This is a genomic window from Pantoea sp. MHSD4, assembly GCF_021043305.1.
Classification (GTDB): Bacteria; Pseudomonadota; Gammaproteobacteria; order Enterobacterales; family Enterobacteriaceae; genus Pantoea; species Pantoea eucalypti.
Genome location: NZ_JAJNDH010000004.1, coordinates 482,701 through 504,868 on the forward strand (window position 1 = coordinate 482,701; position 22,168 = coordinate 504,868).

The 22,168-nt window shown below is 48.9% G+C and carries 24 protein-coding genes and 1 pseudogene; 15 read left to right on the forward strand and 10 right to left on the reverse strand.

Annotated elements, in window-relative coordinates; genetic code table 11:
• The first annotated feature begins 1 nt into the window (after position 1).
• Both sitC and LQK91_RS15345 read left to right on the forward strand, forming a co-directional pair.
• The gene (gene sitC, locus LQK91_RS15340; RefSeq protein WP_008924495.1) at positions 2-862 is read left to right on the forward strand and encodes an iron/manganese ABC transporter permease subunit SitC; all 861 of its coding nucleotides are present in this window, start codon (positions 2-4) and stop codon (positions 860-862) included.
• Complete coding sequence (locus LQK91_RS15345) at positions 862-1,713, forward strand: metal ABC transporter permease (RefSeq protein ID WP_003854336.1); 852 nt, start codon at positions 862-864, stop codon at positions 1,711-1,713. Before sitC ends, LQK91_RS15345 begins: the two co-directional genes overlap by 1 nt.
• A gap of 210 nt (positions 1,714-1,923) precedes the next feature.
• Here the strand turns inward: LQK91_RS15345 and LQK91_RS15350 are convergent, their stop codons facing one another.
• The 3 genes from LQK91_RS15350 to LQK91_RS15360 are packed head-to-tail and all read right to left on the reverse strand — an operon-like array spanning position 1,924 to position 3,629.
• Complete coding sequence (locus tag LQK91_RS15350) at positions 1,924-2,751, reverse strand: MBL fold metallo-hydrolase (protein ID WP_105099600.1); 828 nt, start codon at positions 2,749-2,751, stop codon at positions 1,924-1,926.
• A gap of 13 nt (positions 2,752-2,764) precedes the next feature.
• Positions 2,765-3,091 carry a hypothetical protein gene (locus tag LQK91_RS15355; protein WP_105099599.1) on the reverse strand — a complete coding sequence of 109 codons (327 nt, stop codon included), beginning with the start codon at positions 3,089-3,091 and terminating at the stop codon, positions 2,765-2,767.
• A gap of 4 nt (positions 3,092-3,095) precedes the next feature.
• Entirely contained in the window at positions 3,096-3,629 is a 534-nt protein-coding gene (locus LQK91_RS15360) for a sugar ABC transporter (protein WP_105099598.1), read from the reverse strand.
• A 152-nt stretch (positions 3,630-3,781) separates the two neighbouring features.
• Between LQK91_RS15360 and LQK91_RS15365 the strand changes: the two genes are divergently transcribed.
• The gene (locus LQK91_RS15365; protein ID WP_105099597.1) at positions 3,782-4,690 is read left to right on the forward strand and encodes a LysR substrate-binding domain-containing protein; all 909 of its coding nucleotides are present in this window, start codon (positions 3,782-3,784) and stop codon (positions 4,688-4,690) included.
• A gap of 294 nt (positions 4,691-4,984) precedes the next feature.
• Here the strand turns inward: LQK91_RS15365 and LQK91_RS15370 are convergent, their stop codons facing one another.
• On the reverse strand, positions 4,985-5,473 hold the full coding sequence (locus tag LQK91_RS15370) for a DinB family protein (protein ID WP_003854327.1): 489 nt from the start codon (positions 5,471-5,473) through the stop codon (positions 4,985-4,987).
• A 267-nt stretch (positions 5,474-5,740) separates the two neighbouring features.
• Here LQK91_RS15370 and LQK91_RS15375 point away from each other — a divergent pair, with 267 nt between their 5' ends.
• Both LQK91_RS15375 and LQK91_RS15380 read left to right on the forward strand, forming a co-directional pair.
• On the forward strand, positions 5,741-6,655 hold the full coding sequence (locus tag LQK91_RS15375; RefSeq protein WP_105099596.1) for an alpha/beta hydrolase: 915 nt from the start codon (positions 5,741-5,743) through the stop codon (positions 6,653-6,655).
• A gap of 370 nt (positions 6,656-7,025) precedes the next feature.
• Complete coding sequence (locus LQK91_RS15380) at positions 7,026-7,607, forward strand: DUF6886 family protein (RefSeq protein WP_105099595.1); 582 nt, start codon at positions 7,026-7,028, stop codon at positions 7,605-7,607.
• A 209-nt stretch (positions 7,608-7,816) separates the two neighbouring features.
• Here the strand turns inward: LQK91_RS15380 and LQK91_RS15385 are convergent, their stop codons facing one another.
• A complete protein-coding gene (locus tag LQK91_RS15385; RefSeq protein ID WP_008924502.1) occupies positions 7,817-8,113 on the reverse strand; it encodes a hypothetical protein in 297 nt (98 codons plus the stop codon).
• Positions 8,114-8,514: 401 nt separating this feature from the next.
• On the reverse strand, positions 8,515-9,420 hold the full coding sequence (locus LQK91_RS15390) for a LysR family transcriptional regulator (RefSeq protein WP_105099594.1): 906 nt from the start codon (positions 9,418-9,420) through the stop codon (positions 8,515-8,517).
• Between the two features lie 98 nt (positions 9,421-9,518).
• Between LQK91_RS15390 and LQK91_RS15395 the strand changes: the two genes are divergently transcribed.
• Together LQK91_RS15395 and LQK91_RS15400 are read left to right on the forward strand one after the other, a co-directional pair.
• Positions 9,519-10,043, forward strand: coding sequence for a GNAT family N-acetyltransferase (locus LQK91_RS15395; protein ID WP_003854316.1), 525 nt, complete (start codon positions 9,519-9,521; stop codon positions 10,041-10,043).
• Complete coding sequence (locus tag LQK91_RS15400; RefSeq protein ID WP_105099593.1) at positions 10,043-10,306, forward strand: hypothetical protein; 264 nt, start codon at positions 10,043-10,045, stop codon at positions 10,304-10,306. Before LQK91_RS15395 ends, LQK91_RS15400 begins: the two co-directional genes overlap by 1 nt.
• A 274-nt stretch (positions 10,307-10,580) precedes the next feature.
• Here LQK91_RS15400 and LQK91_RS15405 read toward each other — a convergent pair whose 3' ends face one another.
• Positions 10,581-11,435 carry a LysR family transcriptional regulator gene (locus LQK91_RS15405; protein WP_105099592.1) on the reverse strand — a complete coding sequence of 285 codons (855 nt, stop codon included), beginning with the start codon at positions 11,433-11,435 and terminating at the stop codon, positions 10,581-10,583.
• On the opposite strand from LQK91_RS15405, the gene LQK91_RS15410 reads away from it, so the two are divergent.
• Positions 11,435-12,451 (forward strand): DMT family transporter, encoded by a 1,017-nt coding sequence (locus LQK91_RS15410; protein ID WP_105099591.1) that lies wholly within the window; start codon positions 11,435-11,437, stop codon positions 12,449-12,451. The genes LQK91_RS15405 and LQK91_RS15410 overlap by 1 nt on opposite strands.
• Before the next feature lie 307 nt (positions 12,452-12,758).
• On the opposite strand, the gene LQK91_RS15415 is transcribed toward LQK91_RS15410, so the two are convergent.
• A complete protein-coding gene (locus tag LQK91_RS15415; RefSeq protein ID WP_003854309.1) occupies positions 12,759-13,085 on the reverse strand; it encodes a winged helix-turn-helix transcriptional regulator in 327 nt (108 codons plus the stop codon).
• Positions 13,086-13,178: 93 nt separating this feature from the next.
• Between LQK91_RS15415 and LQK91_RS15420 the strand changes: the two genes are divergently transcribed.
• The 4 genes and pseudogenes from LQK91_RS15420 (at position 13,179) to LQK91_RS15435 (ending at position 16,544) form a co-directional block, all read left to right on the forward strand.
• The gene (locus LQK91_RS15420; RefSeq protein WP_105099590.1) at positions 13,179-13,928 is read left to right on the forward strand and encodes an SDR family NAD(P)-dependent oxidoreductase; all 750 of its coding nucleotides are present in this window, start codon (positions 13,179-13,181) and stop codon (positions 13,926-13,928) included.
• A gap of 290 nt (positions 13,929-14,218) precedes the next feature.
• A pseudogene (locus LQK91_RS15425) lies at positions 14,219-14,959 on the forward strand (SDR family oxidoreductase).
• A gap of 25 nt (positions 14,960-14,984) precedes the next feature.
• On the forward strand, positions 14,985-15,668 hold the full coding sequence (locus LQK91_RS15430; protein ID WP_008924511.1) for an O-methyltransferase: 684 nt from the start codon (positions 14,985-14,987) through the stop codon (positions 15,666-15,668).
• Between the two features lie 249 nt (positions 15,669-15,917).
• Positions 15,918-16,544, forward strand: coding sequence for a LysE family translocator (locus LQK91_RS15435; RefSeq protein ID WP_033763134.1), 627 nt, complete (start codon positions 15,918-15,920; stop codon positions 16,542-16,544).
• Between the two features lie 133 nt (positions 16,545-16,677).
• Here the strand turns inward: LQK91_RS15435 and LQK91_RS22160 are convergent, their stop codons facing one another.
• A complete protein-coding gene (locus LQK91_RS22160; RefSeq protein ID WP_425590763.1) occupies positions 16,678-16,836 on the reverse strand; it encodes a DUF7661 family protein in 159 nt (52 codons plus the stop codon).
• 637 nt (positions 16,837-17,473) lie between these two features.
• Here LQK91_RS22160 and LQK91_RS15440 point away from each other — a divergent pair.
• Positions 17,474-19,114 carry a methyl-accepting chemotaxis protein gene (locus tag LQK91_RS15440; RefSeq protein WP_105099589.1) on the forward strand — a complete coding sequence of 547 codons (1,641 nt, stop codon included), beginning with the start codon at positions 17,474-17,476 and terminating at the stop codon, positions 19,112-19,114.
• A 184-nt stretch (positions 19,115-19,298) separates the two neighbouring features.
• Positions 19,299-19,934, forward strand: a complete 636-nt coding sequence (locus tag LQK91_RS15445; RefSeq protein WP_033742887.1) for a DUF2268 domain-containing protein — start codon at positions 19,299-19,301, stop codon at positions 19,932-19,934.
• 219 nt (positions 19,935-20,153) lie between these two features.
• Here the strand turns inward: LQK91_RS15445 and LQK91_RS15450 are convergent, their stop codons facing one another.
• On the reverse strand, positions 20,154-21,332 hold the full coding sequence (locus tag LQK91_RS15450; protein ID WP_008924514.1) for a DUF4236 domain-containing protein: 1,179 nt from the start codon (positions 21,330-21,332) through the stop codon (positions 20,154-20,156).
• A 272-nt stretch (positions 21,333-21,604) separates the two neighbouring features.
• Here LQK91_RS15450 and LQK91_RS15455 point away from each other — a divergent pair, with 272 nt between their 5' ends.
• Positions 21,605-22,153 carry a GNAT family N-acetyltransferase gene (locus LQK91_RS15455; RefSeq protein WP_008924515.1) on the forward strand — a complete coding sequence of 183 codons (549 nt, stop codon included), beginning with the start codon at positions 21,605-21,607 and terminating at the stop codon, positions 22,151-22,153.
• The last annotated feature ends 15 nt before the right edge of the window (positions 22,154-22,168 follow it).

The following is a 22,168-nucleotide window of genomic DNA, read 5'->3' on the forward strand; positions in this document are numbered from 1 at the left end:
CATGGAACTGCTACTGGAGCCTTTTGGCTATCACTACATGCTCAACGCGATGTGGGTCTCCGCTATGGTTGGCGGACTCTGCGCATTTCTCTCCTGCTACCTCATGCTGAAAGGCTGGTCGCTGATTGGTGATGCCCTTTCTCACTCTATCGTGCCGGGTGTTGCAGGCGCTTACATGCTGGGGCTGCCGTTTGCGCTGGGGGCATTTCTCTCAGGTGGTCTGGCGGCGGGCAGCATGCTGCTGCTTAATCAGCGCACCCGATTAAAAGAAGATGCGATCATCGGTCTCATCTTCTCTTCATTCTTTGGTCTCGGGCTGTTTATGGTGTCGCTCAATCCGACTGCCGTGAACATTCAGACAATTGTGCTGGGCAATATTCTGGCGATTGCGCCCGCGGATATCCTTCAGCTGGCGCTGATTGGCGGACTGTCGATCATCATACTGCTGTTTAAGTGGAAAGACCTGATGGTCACCTTTTTTGATGAAAATCACGCACGCGCCATCGGATTACGGCCTGAACGCCTGAAAGTTCTGTTTTTTACGCTGCTGGCAGTCTCAACCGTGGCGGCGCTGCAAACGGTCGGCGCGTTCCTGGTGATCTGTCTGGTGGTAACACCGGGCGCAACGGCGTGGCTGCTCACCGATCGCTTTCCGCGTCTGCTGATGATTGCCGTCGCGATTGGCAGCATCACCAGTTTCCTCGGTGCCTGGGTGAGTTACTACTTAGATGGCGCAACGGGCGGCATCATTGTGGTGGCGCAGACGTTGCTGTTCCTGCTGGCGTTTGTGTTTGCGCCGAAACATGGCTTGCTGGCTAACCGGCGTCGCAGCTGCCAGCAACCTGATGAGGAGCCTGGCTGATGTGGATTTTAGAACCTTTCCAGTTCGCTTTTATGAACAGTGCGTTACTCATCGCGCTGGTGGTAGCCATCCCCTGTTCGTTGCTGTCAGTATTTCTGGTGCTGAAAGGCTGGGCGTTGATGGGCGATGCCATGAGCCATGCGGTGTTTCCCGGCATTGTGCTCGCCTGGATGGTGGGGCTGCCGCTGGGGGTGGGCGCGTTCGTCGCGGGTCTCTTCTGCGCTGTCGCCAGCGGTTTTTTGCAGGACAACAGCCGTATCAAACAGGATACGGTGCTGGGCATCGTCTTCTCTGGCATGTTCGCTGTGGGGCTAATCCTGTATATCGCCGTGAAACCTGAAGTGCATCTCGATCACATTCTGTTTGGGGACATGCTGGGCATTACTGGCGCGGATATTTTTCAGACATTTGTTATCGCAGCGGTCATCGTAATGGTGATTGCGGTGAAGTGGCGTGACTTCATGTTGTTCAGCTTCGATCCGCAGCAGGCTCAGGTCTCTGGCTTACCGGCGCGCTGGCTGCATTACGGGCTGCTCTGCATGGTTTCATTGACCATTGTGGCGACGCTGAAAGCGGTGGGGATTATCCTGTCAATTTCTCTGCTGATAGCACCTGGCGCTATTGCGGTGCTTCTCACCCGTCGTTTTTCGCATGCGTTACTGGTGGCGGTCGTGGTTTCGGTGTTGGTGTCGCTGAGTGGGGTTTACCTCTCGTTCTTTATCGACAGCGCCCCAGCGCCAACCATCGTTGTGTTGTTTGCGCTGGTGTTTGTTGTGGCGATGGTGGTAGCGGGGCGAAAATCCCGGCAGCTGGCACGTCTTACACTTCGCGAAGGCGGCCGGGCTGGGTAAGATGCTGACCACGAAGAAAGGAGTAAGGCACTGATTTGAGTGCAGGCTTCCCGTTCTCATCAGGCTAAAATCTATCTGAAGTGACTTTATGTGAATAAGGTCACTTTTTATTTTGGAGAAACTTTTGGGGGCGACCTACCCTGTGCCAGAAGCGGACATTGGTGATATTGAACGGTCTTAAACATGGGTGTGCTCCTCAGGCATATCTGCTTATTCATCGGAATAGAAGATGCGGTATGTACTCCCATCCCTGTGAACACGGGCAAATCCTGCCTGATTTAAATGCATGCCTGCAATGAGCAGTTTCTCGCTGACCGCTTGTTCCATTATTTTTTTACGTGTCTCCCCGGCCTGAGCAGGATCGACGTCGAATAAAATTGAAACAGCCGGTTGTGCTGACTGAATATGCGGGTAGTGGACAATATCGCCCCATATTAATAATCTCTCATTCCCGGAATCGATGCGAAAACCGGTATGCCCAGGCGTGTGGCCTGGTAAAAATACTGGAAGAATCTCTTCAGCTATTTTCCCACCGTTGAAAAAGCGGATGTTTGGGGCATAAACATTTAAGGTTTGCCGTACCAGCAAAAAATTACGCTGCCCGCGCTCATTCGCCATTTCGCGTTTTTTATCATCCCGCCAGTACTGCGCTTCGAGAGGGTGCAGAATAATTTCAGCGCATTTAAAAACCGGCTCTTTTTCAGCATCGAGCAGGCCTCCAATATGATCCGGATGGCAGTGCGTTAATAAAACGGTATCCACGTCATCAGGGCGGACGCCCAATGCAGCAAGATTTGCCATAAGGTGTCCCGGCGCGCCGGGGCCAGCATCAACCAGCATCACCCGTCCACGGCCGCGAATAAGGTAACAGTTAATATGGATATCACCGGGTTTATCGATTCCGGCACGGTACTGAATAGCGCCCGCATCAGCGTTTTCAATACCTGATAGCAGCTCCAGACTGGCATTTATCGTGCCGTCACTTAGCGCGGTTATCTGAAAATCGCCAACCTGGCGGAACGGAAAAGGATTGATCATCACGACCTCGGGGTCAGTTGCGGGCGAAAAGGTGTTCTGCTTGTGAGCCAAAGCAGCGTATTCGGGCCGTCAGACCAGAGGTGTGTTGGGTGACAATATCCAGTTCTCGCATAAAATTCTCCATCACTTCAGGGGTTCTCAATGTTGTCAGCCGATAAAAGAGCTCGGCGTACACCGGCTGCCCACAGCCCGGTTTTACAACAATAAAAATGATATGCACATTTTCGCGGTCTGCCCCGAGGATGTCACAGCAGAGGGCGCTGCATGCGTCGGTAAAATCGCAGAGATTTTTGAACCGGTCAGCGTGGTTTTCAGAAAAATAAAAAGTCAGATTAGGCATGATGTTATCGCATCCCTTTTTCAGTGCTCTGCAATTGCGGAATAAGGGACTCGTAGAGGTACACTCCGGGCATATCCATGAAGGGCGAAGCAATTTCATAAGGCAGGGCATAGATAACGCGATGTAAAGGTGATTTATCCAGCGCCACCGCATCCATTTCAAGTCCGTGATAGCCCAGCTCGGTCTCCAGGACGTCAATTGTCTTAGTGCTGATAAGCAGAATCTCATCGGCAGAGAGCCCTGGGATCAGGCCTTCGCCGGCATACAGGTTACGATGCCAGTCAGTAATGAAGGCCTGCCAGCGGGAGAAATTACCGCCTCCTTTTAAACGGTACTCCGCACTGCTGAGCACCTCCGCATCATTGACGGTGTGAATAGCAAGATAAGCAGGGCAGCCAGATTTGAGAGCACGAAAACGTTGAGAGGTAGTAAAGCCAGTAACAGAGATTAATGCGGGTAACTTTTGTTGGCTGTAAAACGCATTCCAGTCAGCCTCGCTTTCAGCATCGTTATATGAACACTCTACGGTATAGAACATCAGCCCATCTCCACATGAGTTATCAACGCAAGCAAACAGGTTTGCTCAATGATTTTTCATCATGCTACAAGCTGGTTTAATCGCTTAAAATCGATAATATGTCATGTGTCAGTGATATTTAGTCACTAAAGGCAAGAGCAAAGAGCTTTTATATGCGCAGAAAAATACCCAGTAGTGCGTCGCTTCAGGCTTTTGATGCTGCAGCGCGACACGGAAACTTTGCCCGGGCGTCAGAAGAGTTATCCTTAACAGAAGGGGCGATTAGCCGTCAGATTGCGCGCCTGGAAGCGTTGCTGAACTGTAAACTGTTTGACCGTGTGGGAAGCCGGGTAAAACTTAATCCGGTCGGCGCGCGCTACGCGCATCACGTGCGTGAAATCCTTGAGCGCCTTGAAAGAGATACGCAATACATATTGGGCCTGCCACAAGGCAGTCAAAGCCTTGATATCGCCGTCCTGCCGACCTTTGCCAGCCGCTGGCTTATTCCCCGTTTGAACAGCTTCAACGCATTGTTTCCGGCAATAACGTTAAATATTGCCGCCAGAACGGATCCTTTTATTTTGCCTGGCAGTGGTTATGATGCGGTGATTCATTTTGAGCATTCCGCGTGGGCAGGTATGCGTGTGCAATTTCTGTTTCAGGAAAATCTGCTGCCTGTCTGCCATCCTGCTTTGTTAACTGATGATGACGTCAATCAGCAATTAAATAAACTTCCGCGCATTCATCGGCGGCAGAATCCTGATGCATGGCATCGCTATGCGCAGGAGAGTGGAATAGAGCTTGATAACCCGGCGCAGGGGGCGCGGTACGATCTGCATGAAATGGCCATCGCGGCCGTAATGGCGGGGCAGGGAGTCGCATTAGTTCCTCGTAAGTATATTGAGAATGAATTAAGTTGCGGCACACTTGTTTCACCGTGGCCTGCATCAGATAGCCTGAGCAAAAGATTCTGTTTAATAAAACCCACGGACACGCATATAAGTGAGCCAGCTCTAAACAGTTTTGAGCGCTGGTTGCTGGCTGAAATGAATACGCACACAAGTAACACAAAAATTTGGTGATGTCCGCTTCCCGCTCAGTTTGGACCTCCGGTCTCAGCGAAGACGTTATGTGAGTACCAGATCAACGATCTAATAATCAACATTTGCTGTGGAACGGCGATTCGCACAGGCAGTGTGGGTATAAAGTCTGTGCTGTTGAACAGATTGTATGCTGGCAATTCCGCCATAATGTTGAGAAAACTCTAAGCATTGTTTCTAACGTCTTTACCCAAAAATTATTGTTATTAAGGCTGGCTTCCTGCCAAAGCGGCCATCGAAATCACCAGATCGTTAAAGAGCTGAAGAAAATATCTGTCAGTGATTATGATCTCTCAGGAAAACTGTCAGCACATCTTTTGGCGGAGTACCCTTGCACTCAGAAATTAACCAGCCCACCGCCCCGCGATGGTAAGAACCATGAAAGAGCATGTGATTTATCATATCTGCAGCAGTCATTTCTCCTTCACTACCATCGACAAAGCTGAACTTAATTGTTTCTTTTAAATCGGCAGGAGACATCGAACTTACGCGCTGGATATACCAGTTTATACAGTCGTTCATTTTAACTTCAAGTTCATCTGCTGAGGGTGTTTCAGGGGTGTTGAGGGCAGTGTAGCCATGCTTATGCCCCGAAATATTTGCTCTAAAGATCATATCAACCACATAAATATGGTTCATCAGTCTAAGCATCAGATGACGCTTTTCTGCATAGGCAGATTCACTGATGCCTTTAATCACCTTTAGCGTTTCAGCATCAATCCAGCGTTTAAATTTTAAGAGTGTAACCAGCGAAGTGTTGTCCATGAGTTTTTCCGTGATTTTCCTGTTCCGATAGCATATCGATTATGCACGTAATGTAGCCGAGCCTCTGATTCTAAGGCATACGTATAAACAATGCTCGCTCCTCGCAGACGTCAGCCTGACGTCAGTCCGCAGAAATGCTCCATGAGGCTCAGTAGGGGAGCGTCAAAGAACGCTTATGATAAAAGCTTTCCCTCACATACAGTACAATGTGCATGCTTGATGTTAGAACTTCACAGGCAGTGAATCTTGTTAATAAGGAATTCAAACGTGATTGATTTCACCCGTTTTATCGAGCGCTTTGAACAGCTCAATGCTCAGTTACTTCCTCCTGCTAAAGTCATCGAAAGACAACTCAATGGGTTGTATATAAGGAGATATGAGCCAAAAACGATCGTGGATGAGGTTCTCATCGTATATCACGGTGGTGGTGTTAACTCTGATGCTGGTTACGACATTCTTGCAAGACAGTTGAGCTCCGCTCTACCCGTCTGTGTTTATCTCATTGATATCCGTGGGCACGGTCGCTCAACGGGAATCCGAGGGGATGCTTCAAGCCCTGAGCAAATCTGGCAGGATGTTGATGAAGTCATCGATTATGCTCGCGCTTCTTTTAATGATGCCAGGGTTCATTTGCTTGGTCATTCCAGTGGCGGTGGCATGCTGATCAACTACTTTACGCAATATTCTCTATCGCGGAAAGTTGAAAGCCTGATTTTGCTAGCCCCAGCGTTAGGCCCTTTTTCACCCCCGAATCTGAACCGGGATTCTTCCATTCCCTTTGCATCGATAAACCGCTGGAGCTTCATAATCAATGCAATGAGTGGGGGTTTTCTTTGTGGTCATTCTACGGGAGTAAGGCTTAAATTTCCCTGTGAGGTGCTCAATTCGAGGCCGGACTTCGTTCAGACTTATAGCGTTAATATGGCTAATGCCCTTACCCCTCGTAATCCAGCAAGGCAACTCAAAGCGATTTCGATTCCACTAACAATCATGCTTGCTGAGCATGACGAACTGTTTGATGTAAGCAGAATGGATGAGTTTTTCAGGAGATGCGGCAATCCGCATTTAACCAGGCGAATTGTTGAGGGCAGCACACATCTCGAGTGTATTTTTGAGTTAACAGATATCCTGAGAGAACACTTCAGACGGCTGTCTTCAATGACGGATTACAAACATGAGTAGTTATCTTTTAAAGGGCAGAATTGCCTGATCGTCATGAGGCTAACTCATGTTTTTCCTCGTCTCGGATAACTATAATCGTCTCTCCTGACTCCTTGAAAGTTTTACATGACAAGCTCCTGACGTGCTTCTCATTCTCATCTGACCAGCACCTATCCAGGGTGACTTTATGTACATAGGGGCATTTTTTTACAAACCTCATTATGTATCAGCAGTTATGTGCCAGAAATGGACGCTTCACACATCCAGTTTCAAAGATGATCAATATCTGCCTGCCTGAAAAATTAATTTAAGAAATCATTCATAAAGACGAAACTTTATTTATTCAATATTAGTTGTTTGGCGTTCTCGATTCATTTTAAACGGAGTCTTAATGCGTCTTTTTCATTTCAGTGATAATTCTGATATTACTCTATTTAAACCTCGCCAGTTAAGGGTTCATGTTGATCGACCTGCCGGGCAGGAGTGGTTAAACGGCTCACTGATATGGGCTACGGATGAAGCGCATGAATTACTTTATCTTTTCCCTCGTGAGTGTCCACGTATCATTTACTGGCCACGACCTGACACAAGCAGAGTGGACATTGAAAAATGGATGGGCAGTGACTCTCAGGCTACGGCGATTGCCTGTATTGAACATGCATGGCTATCACGTTTTCAAAGCGGGAAAATTTACAGATATGAATTGCCAGTAGATGGCTTTGAACCAACAGGAGAGGTCGGTATGTGGGTATCTCAAAATAATGTTATCCCAACTGACTTGAAAGCGTTTTCCAACCTTGATACTGAACTTGCATTGCGCAATATAACGCTTCGGGTAATGGAAAGGCTAACGCCACTCAAAAGCGTATGGCTGACATCACTTCACGCCAGTGGGATAAGATTGAGAAACGCACAAGACTGGGGCAAGCCTGGCTGGACGCATTCCAGGCCGGGTCGCCAGATTTTTGTATAAACGTGTTACCGACAGGTAAGGCCCTTACATCGGTGATGCCTGATCATCGTTAATAGCAGACCTTAGCCTGACGTCAGTCCGCTTGATACCGTAAGCGGACCGGTAAAATGCTTTGTATCTGAGCCACGCCTTAAGGGCTGGTTGGTGGCTGCGTATTAATTTAAATGACTGAGACCGGAACACTCGTGCTGGTTCAGAACGTTACGAAGTCAGAAAAGCGATTCTTTAATGCTGATTTCATCCACGCGAAGGATTGAAGACATATCAAAGCCGTCCATGTCAGACATGAACTCCTTGCTGGTCATATATTTCTGATTTAAGGCTTCTATTTCGGCCCCTTCCTGATACGTCACTGTTGCAATGACCTGACATTCTTTCCCCAGATAAACATGATTGACATATATACCAAAGGCCGGAAGAGAGACCATGTGTCGGGGCCAGTGTCTGTGAAAATAAATTTCTGCTGACTGTCTGTCTTTGAGTGTATAGATTCTGACCTGCTTCATGATATCCGTCCCGCTGTGAGAGTTTCATTTAGAGGAAAGCCAAAGCATACCAACTCTGTTACTGAGTAATTAGCAAAAGACTGCATTTAGCCCTTAACCGACATTGTTCCCGCACGTGATGCAAACGCCATTCTTCGTTACATATCGAATGTCACTACTTACTTTCTAACAGACCCAGGCCATAAGACCCGAAACGCCGCTTCTGGCGGTTCGGCGAAGTTAAGCTGTCTGCCAGTTAGCGTAATCAGGCCAACGTCCCGGTATGCCGGAGAGCTTAAGGTGGCGGGAGATCTATTCTGACCGCCGCGGTGTGCCGGAAGAGGCCACCGGTGGCTTAAGCTGCAGGGATATTGTCTGGAGCAAACCAGCCGCCGCTGCCAGACAACTTTATCCGGAAATACTTAGCTGATTTCATCTTTTGCAAAACCAGCCTGTAGTCTTTTCAGTATGACACTCATGCCCCTGCTGACAATCCGATCCTCTCGCATTACTGTCCCCAGAGTTCGATGAAGCGAGGGCGTCACAGAGTAAAGACTCAGACCCTGCCTTTCATCAATATTTGCAACAGACATACGGGGAACGATGCTGTAGCCCAGGCCGCAACGTACCATCTTTTTAATGGCTTCAATACTGCCAAGCTCCATCATGGGGCTGACAGTTAGCCCGGCATTATGAAACCATTCGTCGATCAAGGCGCGTGTCCCGCTCCCAGGTTCAAAAACAATCAGCGGCAGTGACAAAAGGGCATCGGGAGACAGCGGTTTCACGCTCTGATCTGGTGCATCCTTTTCCATGATCACAACAAACTCATCAGTGCCCAGCGGACTTACTCTCAGGCATTTGCCGTTAGCTGGAAGTGTTACAAGCCCAATATCTATACGATTCTCCTCCACGCTCCGGACAATATCGGAAGTATTGCCCGTGCGGACGTCTACTTTTAGCAGAGGATGTGCCTGTCGCAGCTGCTGCAGTACGGGAGGCAGAAGATGAATACAGGCCGTTGCCCCCATGCCGACAGTAACGGTGCCGGTTATGTCGTCTGAGTGCAGAGACACTGACTCAATGGCTGTATTGATTACTGAATCAATTTTTATACAGTGCTCAGAAAAAGTCAGCCCCGCTGGAGTGGGTCTTATTCCCCGGCTGGTTCGCTCAATCAGGCGGACCTGGAGTGTCTGCTCCAGCTGTCTTATCTGCAGGCTGACAGCAGGTTGTGAGAGTCCGAGAGCGTCTGCTGCGCCAGAGAAACTGCCCCGGCTGATGACCATCCTGAAAGTCGTAAGGTGATCCAGGTTCAGGTTTGCCATGTCAAAGTTTTCCTTATACCGCTGATAAGTCCCGCAGTCTGACTGAAATTATTTACCCGGGTTAGTCTTTGTTTCTCAGAAGAAAAAGAGCCTTACCGATGGAAATAACAGAAGCAGATAAAAAACATATTCCTGCTATCCAGCAGATTTATGCTTACCACGTATTACAGGGCACCGCTACTTTTGAAACCGAACCGCCGGATGCAGCTGAAATAGCAGCCCGACTGGAAAAGGTGCGTTCAGCAGGACTGCCCTGGTTTGTGGCGGTTGAGGACGGACAGGTCCGGGGGTATTGCTACCTCTCCTTTTACAGGGAACGTCGCGCCTACCGTTTTACCCTGGAAGATTCCGTCTATATGGATGTCAATTATCAGGGACGAGGCACCGGCAAAATGTTGTTATCCCATGCGATAGCCTGGGCAGAAGCCCGTGGCTTTCGCCAGCTCGTAGCCGTGGTGGGAAATAGCGAAAACAGGGGCTCTCTTGCTCTGCATAGTGCTGCAGGCTTCAGCATCACCGGCACACTCCGGTCGGTAGGATTTAAGCATGGGCGCTGGCTCGATACGGTCATTCTGCAGCGCGCGCTCGGACAGGGCGACGCAACGCTTGCGGAGAGCAATTGATGACAGACGGACATCTGACCGGGCGCAATATTTTCTGCGTTGGTATGGCACAGCTTATCAACTGGGGAATTACGCTCTACATGCCCGGCGTTTTCGGAACCGCCATCATGGCAGAGACGGGCTGGTCTCCGGTGGTGACTTTCTCTGGCCTTACCGTTGCCATGCTGGTTATGGGGCTGGTTTCGCCGCTGACAGGTTATGTCATGGCTCGGACCGGCGGACGATTAATGATGATGGCAGGGACCGTTGCTGAAAGTTTCTGATGCAGCCTGCGGAAATTGATGTTCTGGAGGTATCTGCATCAATTAAAGTCTGACTTGCGAGGGCTGCAACTGCAGCCTTATTTCAGGAGCGGACATTACTTATGTATAAAATCCAACATAACAGAGCATTTTTATGTTACAGGGACATATCAGCGATATTTTCCAAAGACTAATCGATAACTGGATAAAAGAAACAGGAGTGCTTTTTACAAGGAAATCTTTCACACAGTAATGATGAGATAAGAACATCTGATTGCATCATGTTATTAGCCGTCTAAAGCCGGAATGATTGATGAAGCGCTTTTGAAAGCAGATCTACAGCTTCGTCCCCATATGATTGGGCGCTTCGTATGAACACGATATTATGGTCAGGAATAGTAGGCATATTCTCAAGAATAACCATATGGCCTGATACCTTTCCCCGATCCATTAAACTTACGGCCAGTCCTGCTTCGACACATGCCTGGACCGCCTTACTTGAATGGCTCTCCAGCACGATGCGCGAACGTCGACCTGAAGCTTTGAGCGAGGCGGTAATAGCCTTACGATAAATACATGGCGCTGCGTAGACAGCCAGAGGCAAGGGGGTTTCAAGCGCCACAGTATTGTTCAGAGGACCTACCCAGACGGGCGTGGTTGACATTAACAACTGCGCATCGGGACTGGTTTTTTCTTTAGGCTGGACGACCACTGCCGCATCCAGTTTTCCTCGATCTATCCACTCTTCAAGCTCGTTACTGGGCCCCATTTTCAACTCCATTACAACGTTCGGCCACGCCGCACTAAATGGAGGAAGTATCTCCCGGATAACCTGAGCAGCATACTCATCAGGCATGCCAAGGATGATTCGCCCGGTGAGATTCGCCCCATGAAGGTCAGCCAGTATCTGATCGTGCGAGCGCAGGAGCTCTGCTGTTGAGCGCAGAAGCTTTTTCCCTAGTGCAGTCAGCATTACGGACTGATTATCGCGTTGCAGTAACTGCCCACCTGCAACGACCTCCAGACGCTGAATGTGAATGCTCACTGCCGCAGGACTCTTATGGAGGAGTTTAGCTGCAGCGCTGAATTTTCCTGTTCGTACGACAGCATGAAAAGTGCGAAGTAGCTCGATAGAAAGCGTTGTGGTCAATGTTTACCTTCTTTAAACCAGTTGTACATATCATTTTGATTTACCAGATTACACCCATCTATTACCTTTTTGGAATGAGCAAAATAAATCAATTTCAAAGAAAAAAGTCGTTAAGCCTTAACTGGCTTTATACCATTCCTTTGCCCCTGCTTGAGGTTGCCTTACTGTTTTCCTGGAGTTCAGGTTTTATCGGCGCACGCTTTTCAATTAATTATGCCCCGGCATTACTGGTCGTGTTCTGGCGCTGTGTTTTGTTAACGCTGCTCCTCTTACCCTTCGTGTACCGACCCCTGTTAAAAACACCTCCCAGAGTGCTAATGATAAATGCCGGAATTGGCCTGCTGGCCATGGTCGGATATATGATCGGTGTGACCCAGGGGATTGCATTGGGTGTCCCGGCGGGACTCGCAGCCCTGTGTGCTGATCTGCTTCCGTTGGGAATGGCGCTGGTGGCGACAGCATTTTTGGGGGAACGGTTAGCCACCCAGGTCTGGCTTGGGCTGCTCATAGGACTGCTCGGCGTGATATGGGTGACCCATAATGTGCTCAATTTTGGCAACGCCCCACTCTGGGCTTATGGTTTGCCGGTGGCGGGTATGCTGTCGCTTGCAGTGGCAACGCTTTGGCAGAAACGCAGTAATGATTCACAGTCAATGGATCTCTTGCCCAATCTCTGGCTCCAGTGTTTCGTCGCGGTAATTGCCTTTGCTGTAATTGGAGGCATTAACGGTGGCCTGGCGCCTATCCCCACATTGGGATTCACGCTCAGCGTCTTATGGACGGCGACTCTGCCAACTTTTGGTGGCTACGGTCTCTACTGGATTTGTCTACGCCGGAGCTCAGCAACCCGTGTTACCACCGTGCTTTACCTCAGTCCACCTGTCACTATGATTTGGGCATGGGCTATGTTCAATGAGCCCCTTTCCTGGCAGATGGCTTTCGGTATGGCGGTTTCTTCTGTCGGGATCTGGATGGTCATACGTGGTGAGGCAGCAGATAAAAACCCTCCCTCATAAGCACCCATTTTAATACAATTTGCTAATTATCCGGGAGTAACGCTTTGTGGGGTCATGAGAACATGGATCTGTGACCTGCTTTCCAAAGATTTATACATCGCGATATCTGCAATGTCCGATTCTCGCTCATAGCGGACCTCAGCTCAGTTAGCTTGTCCGCTTTGTGCCAGATGCGTATATCTATCAACGGGGAGCAGGTCAATCTTGCTGTTAAAATCAGCAATCACCTCATCCCTATCGATTGCCATTCTCTCCATTGAATATTATCTGGTTTCAGACACGCACCCTATGCCTGTCAGGCATCCCTTTACTGCTGTTCTTCAGCCTGGTGGCGAAAGCGGTTAGCGTTTCCCCATTCGCAAAGAGGTTGTAACGCCTGCGCCAGCGAACGACCAAACTCAGTGATGCTGTATTCAACCTTAGGCGGCACCTCCTGGAAATCATGTCTTACCAGAATGCCGTCCTCTGTTAAATTTTTGAGTTGCTGGATCAGCACTTTTTCACTGATACCTTCAACGAGTCGTTTGAGTTCTCCAAAACGACGCGGACCAAACTGAAGATGGAATAACATAACGGGTTTCCATTTACCGCCAATATAACGAAAGGCCACATCAAGGCCGCAGATCGGCTCCATAACTTTTTCCTTATACATACCTTTAGGTAGGTACTGTTACATAAGAAGGTATAGCGTTACTATCTTTTTTTACTTCGCAATTGGGACAAAAACATGGGCAAACTGACAGGAAAAGTTGTGGTTATTACTGGCGCTAACAGTGGCATCGGACTGGCATCGGCGAAGCGTTTTGCCGCGGAGGGCGCGCAGCTCTTTATGACGGGACGTCGTGCAGCCGAACTCGAACAAGCTGTTCTGGAAGTGGGCCATAATGCGGTGGGGATACCCAGCGACATCTCTAAAATGCAGGATCTTGAGGCATTTTTTCAGGAAGTTCAGCGGCAGGCCGGGCATATCGACGTACTTTTCGCCAACGCTGGTGGCGGAGATTTCGCCGCTTTAGCAGATATTACTGAAGCGCATTATTACCGAATTTTTGATACCAATGTTAAGGGCACTCTTTTTACCGTACAGAAAGCGCTGCCTCTACTGAAAGAAGGAGCTTCAGTCATACTGACCGGTTCTACCAGTGCCACGACCGGCGTGCCAGCATTTAGCGTTTACAGCGCCAGCAAAGCTGCCGTGCGCAATTTTGCACGGGCATGGATCCTTGAGCTGGCACCGAAAAAGATTCGGGTTAATATTCTGGTGCCAGGCGCAACCTCGACTCCAGGCTGGCATGGTCTTTCACCTGACGAGACATTCAACAGTGAAATGATCCGTGCGGTTGAATCCACCACGCCGCTGGGCCGGCTGGCTGACCCCGCAGAAGTGGCCGCTGCGGCACTGTTCCTGGCATCGGATGACAGCAGTTTCGTTAACGGAAGCGAACTGTTTGTTGACGGTGGCTCAGCGCAAATCTAGTGATTATCTACGCTTAATAAGGCTTTACAGAGGTTCGGTTTCTCCGGGCTTCTGTATCTAAAAGAATATCAGACCCTCTGTGGTGCTCAGCTTCTGATACACCTTCTTTTAGCAAGGTCCGTTCTTCGCTCTTAGCAGACGTTCATCTGACTCAGTCCGCTTTGTGCCAGAAGCGGTCGTACAAGCATCAATCCAGTCGTTCCCATGGTTGCGTGATGAAACAGATGACGAATAGTGTTTTTTTTACGTAAGGTAAATGCTGATTCTGCAGCCAGGTAACGGAAGTAAACATGGGAAGACTTCAGGGTAAACGTATACTGATCACGGGCGGCACCAGTGGCATGGGGCTGGCAGGCGCTCAGCGTATTGTTACTGAAGGTGGCCACGTAGCCATTACGGGGCTTAATGACGAAAGGCTGGAATGTGCACGCATCTTGCTTCCTGTGACATCGCTTATTCTGAAAAGCGATGCTGCAAGCGAAACTGACATCAACGGACTGGGGGAAGCTATCAGCGGCTGGGGTTCACTTGATGGATTATGGCTTAATGCCGGCTATGCAGAGGTAGGCTCTCCGGAATCTGTAACGGCAGATTCTTTCAATCGTATGATGAACGCTAATGTGCGCGGTCCGATGCTACAGCTGGCAGCTCTCTCCAAATCACTTAATTCAGGTGCATCCGTTCTGGTGACATCATTCTCATCTGTATATTAAGGAGCGGCGATGACAAGCCTGTATGCAGCGACGAAAGCCGCAATTATCGCTATGTTCAAAAGCTGGGCATCTGCGTTTGCTGAACGCGGTATCCGCGTCAACACGTTGGTGCCGGGTCCGATTGAAACCAACTTCAGGCACTTCATGCCGGAACAGTCACGTCAGCAGTTTGAAGATTTTGTGGTAAGCCATGTTCCTTTAGGCCGTGCAGGAACAGCAGAAGAGGCCGCTGCAGTTGCACTTTTCCTCCTGTCCGATGACGCATCCTATGTTACCGGCAGCCAGTATGCTGTAGATGGCGGACTGGTTCATTACTGAAGTTTTTTAAGGAGAGTAAATTCATATGCGCATTCCGGATTACCCTTCACAAGATTCTGATAAATGGGCTCAGGTAGATGCCTGGTTTTCTGAAAAGCTAGCCCCTGAAGATTCAGATTTAAAATACACTCTCGCTAATAACTCAGATCAAGGTTTGCCTACGCATGACGTATCCTCTTTGCAGGGAAAAATGCTGGCTATTTTCATGCAAATGTCACGTGCTGTTCGGGTTCTTGAAATAGGAACGCTTGGGGGGTATAGCACCATATGGATGGCCAAAGCTCTCCCACCACATGGAAGCATCACGACAATTGAATTCAACGAGCATCATGCAGAAGTGGCCAGCCAGAACATTAATAAAGCGGGGCTGGCTGAGCGCGTCACGTTGCACAGGGGAGCTGCGCTTGAGGTCTTACCCACGCTTGATGCTCCTTTTGACCTGATTTTTATCGATGCCGATAAAGTGAATAACCCCCACTACCTTGAATGGGCTATCAGACTGTCGAAACCAGGCACTGTTATCGTAGGAGATAACACAGTGCGCGGTGGCAATGTCATTGACTCCACGAGTGAGGATCCTAACGTTTTGGGCCTGCGAAAATTTGTCGGGATGATTTCTGAGGATGAACGCCTTGAAGCGACGGCAGTTCAGACTGTTGGTGAAAAAGGATGGGATGGTTTCGTTATAGCTATCGTTAAAACCCTATGATGGTATTCAGGAAAACGCACTGACCTCAAATGTTCATTCACTGTTTCTGAACGATAAATAAAAACTGTACTGTTTATGGTGTCTAAAAGTTATATACAAAACGTTCGCTTTTCTCTCATAACGAACATTGTTTGTTGCACATGTCCGCTTTGTGCCAAAAGCGGACCGTGCTTACATCCTGCTAATTAAATTTGCTGGGGGCAGGTCAGTTCGGGTTGGTATAATGATATTTTTGGCGAGGTTTACTGTATGTCGTTAACTACCCTAATGGGTTTTGCCCTGATTATGTCTGCTGGTATCGTGACTCCGGGCCCGACCGTTCTGCTGGCTCTCAATAATGCGGCCCGGTTTGGTATCAGACGGGCAACATGGGGCATTGGCGGGGCTGCAGCAGCGGATGTCCTTCTGGTTGCATTAGTCGGGCTGGGACTTGGTGTTATTTTAGCGGCTTCGGAAACGCTATTTGTCACCCTGAAGTGGGTCGGTGCTGCATGGCTTGCTTATATCGGCCTGCGGATGTTGCTTTCTTCGGAAACTGCCTTGCAAGACGATACGGAAGCAACGGCTCCGACGCGAACAATGCTTTTTTTTAAAAGCTTTTTTGTTGCCATGAGCAATCCAAAATATTACATCTTCATGACCGCACTGCTTCCTCAGTTCGTCAGTACGGCGCAGCCAGCGTTGCCGCAGTATGCCAGCCTGGCGGCAGTGATCGTCTCAATTGATGTAGCGGTTATGCTGGGCTATGCCGTACTGGGTAAAAAATCCCTCCACCTTCTGAAAGCCAGTGGCATCAGATGGATGAACCGCATCAGCGGATCCTTTTTATTAATCCTCGCAGGATCGGTTGCTTTGTACCGTAAAAGCAGCACCTGACCATCCAGATGACAGCCGCCGTAAGGCGGCTTTTTCCCCTTTGCCTGCCTCTCGCTCATAGCGCACATCCGCCCCTTTCAACAGGCAGCTTTGTGCCAGAAGCGGACTCAGAGTAAAGCTATTCATCAAATCGTTATTCGATTCGTTCCACATTTGGATGACGCTCGGTTGAGGCTTCATGAAAAATATCACTTAGCCAGCCAGCAATCTCACCTTCTGTCATATCATCTGGAATAGCGACGTCATAAAGCCAGGAAAACTTCCTTTCCTTCAGGTCAGCACGAAACACCAGCCACCGATCATTCTAACGTTGAACGCCAAGATGTCGCCCAAAAACGTTATATACCAACATATGCAACCTCCGAGCATGCTGATGAATCTCTGAATTAATGGTATATACGTCTGGGCAGGTCAACGAGAAAAACGAAGATATATAAATGGCCTGCGTCCGATTTTCACTCAAAGCGAACATCAATAGAGTTGCATATCATGGAAATAAAGATTCCGGTAGAAGCTCTCATCCTTTCCCAAAGGAGATGCATACTCTCATTCAGCCGTAATCTTTCATAAGAAATAAAGTTTCTGATAAGCGAACCGATAAAAGCTATGCCTGTCGGTATGATTGCCTCTGTCACTAACAGCGTTTGTCCTTTTAGAAGTGGTTCCCGGCTTTGCCTCCCCTGAGCCGGGATTTTTTATTTCTGTCACCAGATCTGCCGGAGAAACGCTGGTTTTAATCAAAAAAAATTATCAAACTATGAACAGGTAAGTGCATCGATATGCATTCCCTGTAGTCCGACATTTTACACAAGCCGCATACAGCAATGGCCCACAACTGCCTATGAATGACCCTACAAAAAAAATAAAAAATTAGCGTTAACCCACATGTAAAGCTCTATTAAATAAACGTTATTTCAGCCAGGAACACTATGAACAACATCAGAATCGGCACGCGGCTTGGCGCTGCGTTTGCCTTCATCCTTCTCCTTTTGGTCATCGTTGCTTTTACCGGATTTACCCGCATTCAATCCCTCGGAGAGACGGCGGATACGCTTGCAGGCAGCCGCTACCAGAAGGCCTCAACTGCAACCAATCTGCGTTACTATTCAACTGACCTTAGCCGGCTGGTCCGTAACGTTGTCCTGGCGGATGCACCTGACCGTAAAGCCGTCTTTAAAAAAGATTATGACAGGGTACATGATAAAATTACCGCTACGGTTGATCAGGTTGACGCTCTGCTGAAGGCACCAAAAAGCCGGGAACTCATTGCGCAAATCAGGAGCACCGGCAGTCAGTATCTTGCTTTTTCTGATGATGTTGTCGCGCTGGGAATGGCAGGTAAGCGGGAAGAGGCCGCGCAACTTCTTCTTGGTCCGCGCTACCAGACCCAGGTTGACTACCTGAAAACTATTGCAGACCTGGTATCTTTTCAGGAACAACAGATGCAAACGGCGCGTATTGCTGCTGAAGATGAACAACATGCGGCCACCATTCTGCTGACCTCACTGAGTGCTATCGCCGTTCTGCTTGCAGCGGCCGCTGCCTGGCTGATCACCCGCAGTATTACCCGTCCGCTGAGCATCACGCTTGCTGCCGCACAACGTATCGCACGCGGAGACCTGAGTCAGGCCGTCCCTGTCAGCGGACGGGATGAAACCGGCATGCTGCTCACCGCAGTTGCTGAGATGCAGGACTCGCTGGCGCAGACGGTCAGCGCAGTACGCCGGAACGCCGAAAGCGTTGCCGCAGCCAGCCTGCAGATTGCGCATGGGAACAAAGACCTGTCTCAGCGCACCGAGGAGCAGGCCAGTGCACTGGAGCAGACCGCTGCTACCATGAGCGAGCTCAGCGTCACTGTCAAAAACAATGCCGACAATGCCCGTCAGGCAGCACAGCTTGCCGTTAACGTGAGGGAGGTCGCCCGCCAGGGCAGTGAGGTGACTTCCGACATTTCCGGAACAATGAAATCTATTGGCGAAAGCTCAGGCCGAATTGCCGATATCACGTCAGTGATTGACAGTATTGCTTTCCAGACCAACATACTGGCCCTTAATGCGGCGGTAGAGGCGGCGCGTGCAGGCGAACAGGGACGTGGCTTTGCCGTCGTCGCCGGTGAGGTGCGCACGCTGGCCAGCCGCAGCGCCACGGCCGCCGGTGAAATCCGTCAGCTGATTGAGGCAAACTCGGCAAGCGTAAGTGCAGGCAGTACCCTGGCGAGCCGGTCTGTGACTACGATGGCGGATATAGTGTCATCAGTCGGTCAGTTAAGTGACACCGTTGAGGAAATTACCGCTGCAAGTGCCGAACAGGCCCGCGGTATAGAGCAGGTAGGCATTGCCGTAACCGGGATGGATAGTATGACGCAGCAGAACGCGTCGCTGGTCGAAGAATCGGCGTCAGCCTCACAGAGTCTGCGCGAACAGGCATCACTGCTGCTGCAGTCGGTGTCAGTGTTCACGCTTGCTGCAGTCTCACATCCTGCAGCCACCCGGCATGTAATCGCATCTGTACCAGCCACAGTGAAGAAAGAAGCGCCTGCTGATACAGACGGAAACTGGACTACCTTCTGATATCTGGCTGCGTCCTGCAAAGCGCAGCCTCACTCCTTTTCCGTATTGACTCTTAAGAACGTCCGCTTTGTGCCAGAAGCGGACATTAGTGATCATTGGTCGGCCACTTGCTGAGCAGCAACATGACATGCCCTATATGTCTGTTAGTATCCGCATATTACTAATGTTTCTGGGTAAGACTGACATGTCTCAAATAACCATCCATATTCTGAATGCTCAGGAAAAACTCACTGTTCACAGTAAATGGCTGAGAACTAACCTGACCGATACCTACGTCCAGGTCACAAGGTTGATGCCGACTCCTTCAGTAGACGTCATAGTTAAGTCCGGGAAGTTTGTTATCCCTGAGAAAGGGCATGTCGGTTTTTGTCCTGAAGCTGGAGTTATTTATATAACAGTCGATCCGGAAAATCCTGCATTCTGCAAAAACGTTGAGAACTCCCTTGAACGTATGTTTGCTCATGAACTTCACCATGCTGCGAGGTGGGCAGGACCGGGATACGGCTCAACGCTGGGCGAAGTACTAGTCTCTGAAGGACTTGCCGGGCATTTTTCTCTTGAGCTTTTTGGTGGTAAATCTGAGCCCTGGGAAAGCCTCATGACTGATACTGTTAAGCCCTACTATCCACTCATGCTTGAAAACTGGCATCGTACTGATTATGACCATAATGCCTGGTTTTTCGGAACTGGAGATTTACCAAGGTGGCTGGGTTATACGGCAGGTTTCAACCTGATATCCAGGTATCTCGCATCATCCCCAAACTTGAAAGCATCAATGCTGGCGAACATAAATGCTGAGGAGTTAAAGGCTTTTATATGAAGTACATACTTTTATTTCTCTTAAGCTTTTATTCAACTTATAAGCGAAAATCTCATGGTCCGCTTATCGCTCATAGCGGACGTTCATCTGACTCCATCCGCTTTGTGCCAACAGCGGACGTTAAAATTACATTAGCATGCTAATGCCAAGGGAACGGGTCCCCACTGCAAATTCCCGGCTCAAAGTATATTTCATAGTCATTACTGAACAGCGTACTGATCAAAGGGTACTAAGTTTTGTATGTTCAATAAGATTAAGAAGATGCTTTGCAAACTGCCTCGCTGCCTCTTCATTCGATATCATGTACTCCTCATGAAGCACGTTCCTGAAACGAATCGACAAGATTCCGTAGATGGCCCAAGGGATCGGATGATTATCATTAAAGCGCCTGTCTGGCCCACCATTTTTGTTCGCGTACCGCCACGTGTTACCTTCAACTTTGCTATCTGACGGAACGCTTTCGGTTTCAGCAAACCGTGTTCGCGCAAAGTCTAACTCCACGTCGGAAATTGAAACTACTGCGAACCGGGATTCGTTTTCGATTAGCAGAAAACCAGGGAAAATATAAACATCCCCCCCATTGCGGTTTTCCAGATGCGGAACCATTTTGAACTCGTCATTTTGGGAAGCTGGAAGACAGTTTGGTCGCCCCATACTGAACCGTACATCTTCACGTGAAACCTCTTTATCCGCCTGAGTGCGCTGCCTGACCTTGTCTGTTTCACGATATGACAGTATGTCCCAGATCTTCTTGCTTCGAGATACAGTCCCGAATGACTGAGTGAGCGCGCGATAATGCGCAAGAATTTTCTCGTCTCCTCCCCAGTTAAATATTAAGCCCGTGCTTTCTAGGGCAGCCTGCCCGCTCTCAATATACTCGGCAGTGGAGTGTACCTGGTCTCGAAGCTTACCAAGCTTTTTGCTAAATAGGCTTCGCAGGATAATCATGCTGTAGAAACTGGCCTTATTGTCGAGCTTTTGCTTCTTATTCTTTAATTCTCTGAGTTGTTTAGAAATTTCCTGACGTGTTGTTTCTGCCTGATTGATCATATCCGCGAGATCTGACATTCCCATTTCACCAATGGTATCAATGTCGGCGCTCACCACAGGAGTCACTGAAAGGTCAATATGTTCAAAAAAGGGAGGAGGAGAATGTTCGGATTCAAAAAAAACAGTTGGAGAGATCGAGTCATCCTGAGAGCTTGGTTTTTTTCCACCGATTTTATGGCTATATGAAATGCCAGAACCTGGAATACCAACAGTGGCTCTTGCTCCTCTCTTTCCCCCAAAATTGAGTGTTGCACCCGGTACACCTACTGACCAGCTAGTGCCGCCCGAGGACACGTTTAGATACAGGCCTGGCGCAATTTTTAGGCGCTTCCTAAAACTTAATCCCATAAACCCTCCTATGTATTAGGAATAATCCTAACATGTGGGTGTGTTAAAGGAAGTGATCACCAATATAAAAAATAAGGCATTTGCAGGAGATTAATGTCCGCTCTTCGCTCATAGCGGACCTTAGCCTGCCGCATTTCACTTTGCTGCCAGAAGCGGACGCTGAAGCCGTAATACCATCTTTGCATGATGTAACAGATGACGGTATGTGCATATTTTTCGTAAGGTAAACAAAATCTGATCAGGAATTTATTAACCAGTAAGGATGATTGCCTATGCTAACCCCCACACTTACAACAGATCAGTTGCTTTTAAAACCATTAGTCGCCGAAGATGCTAAGCAGATCCAGACGCTTTATCCCCGCTGGGAAATAGTCCGCTATATGGTGGCATCGGTCCCCTGGCCTTATCCAGAGAATGGTGCAGAGAATTACGTCAATAACGTTGCTCTGCCTGACATGGCGAAAGGAATTGCATGGTTCTGGACTATCAGAAATCGTGAGATACCAGATAAAGTCATGGGCTTGATCTGTCTTTACGACGAAGAAGACAACAATCGCGGATTCTGGCTCGCACCGGAATATCAGGGTCAGGGTTATATGCGTGAGGCTAGTATTGCGGCTACAGATTACTGGTTCAATGTGTTGAATAAGCCGGTGTTACGCGCACCTAAAGCAGCCCTTAACAGCCGCTCTCAGCGTATTTCGGTCACTAGCGGAATGCGGCTTATCAAAACTGTTAAGAAGGAGTATGTCAGCGGCCTTCTGGATTCTGAGCTTTGGGAAATCACCCGCGATGAGTGGAATGCTCTAAGAGTTCAATGATACCAGTAATACAAA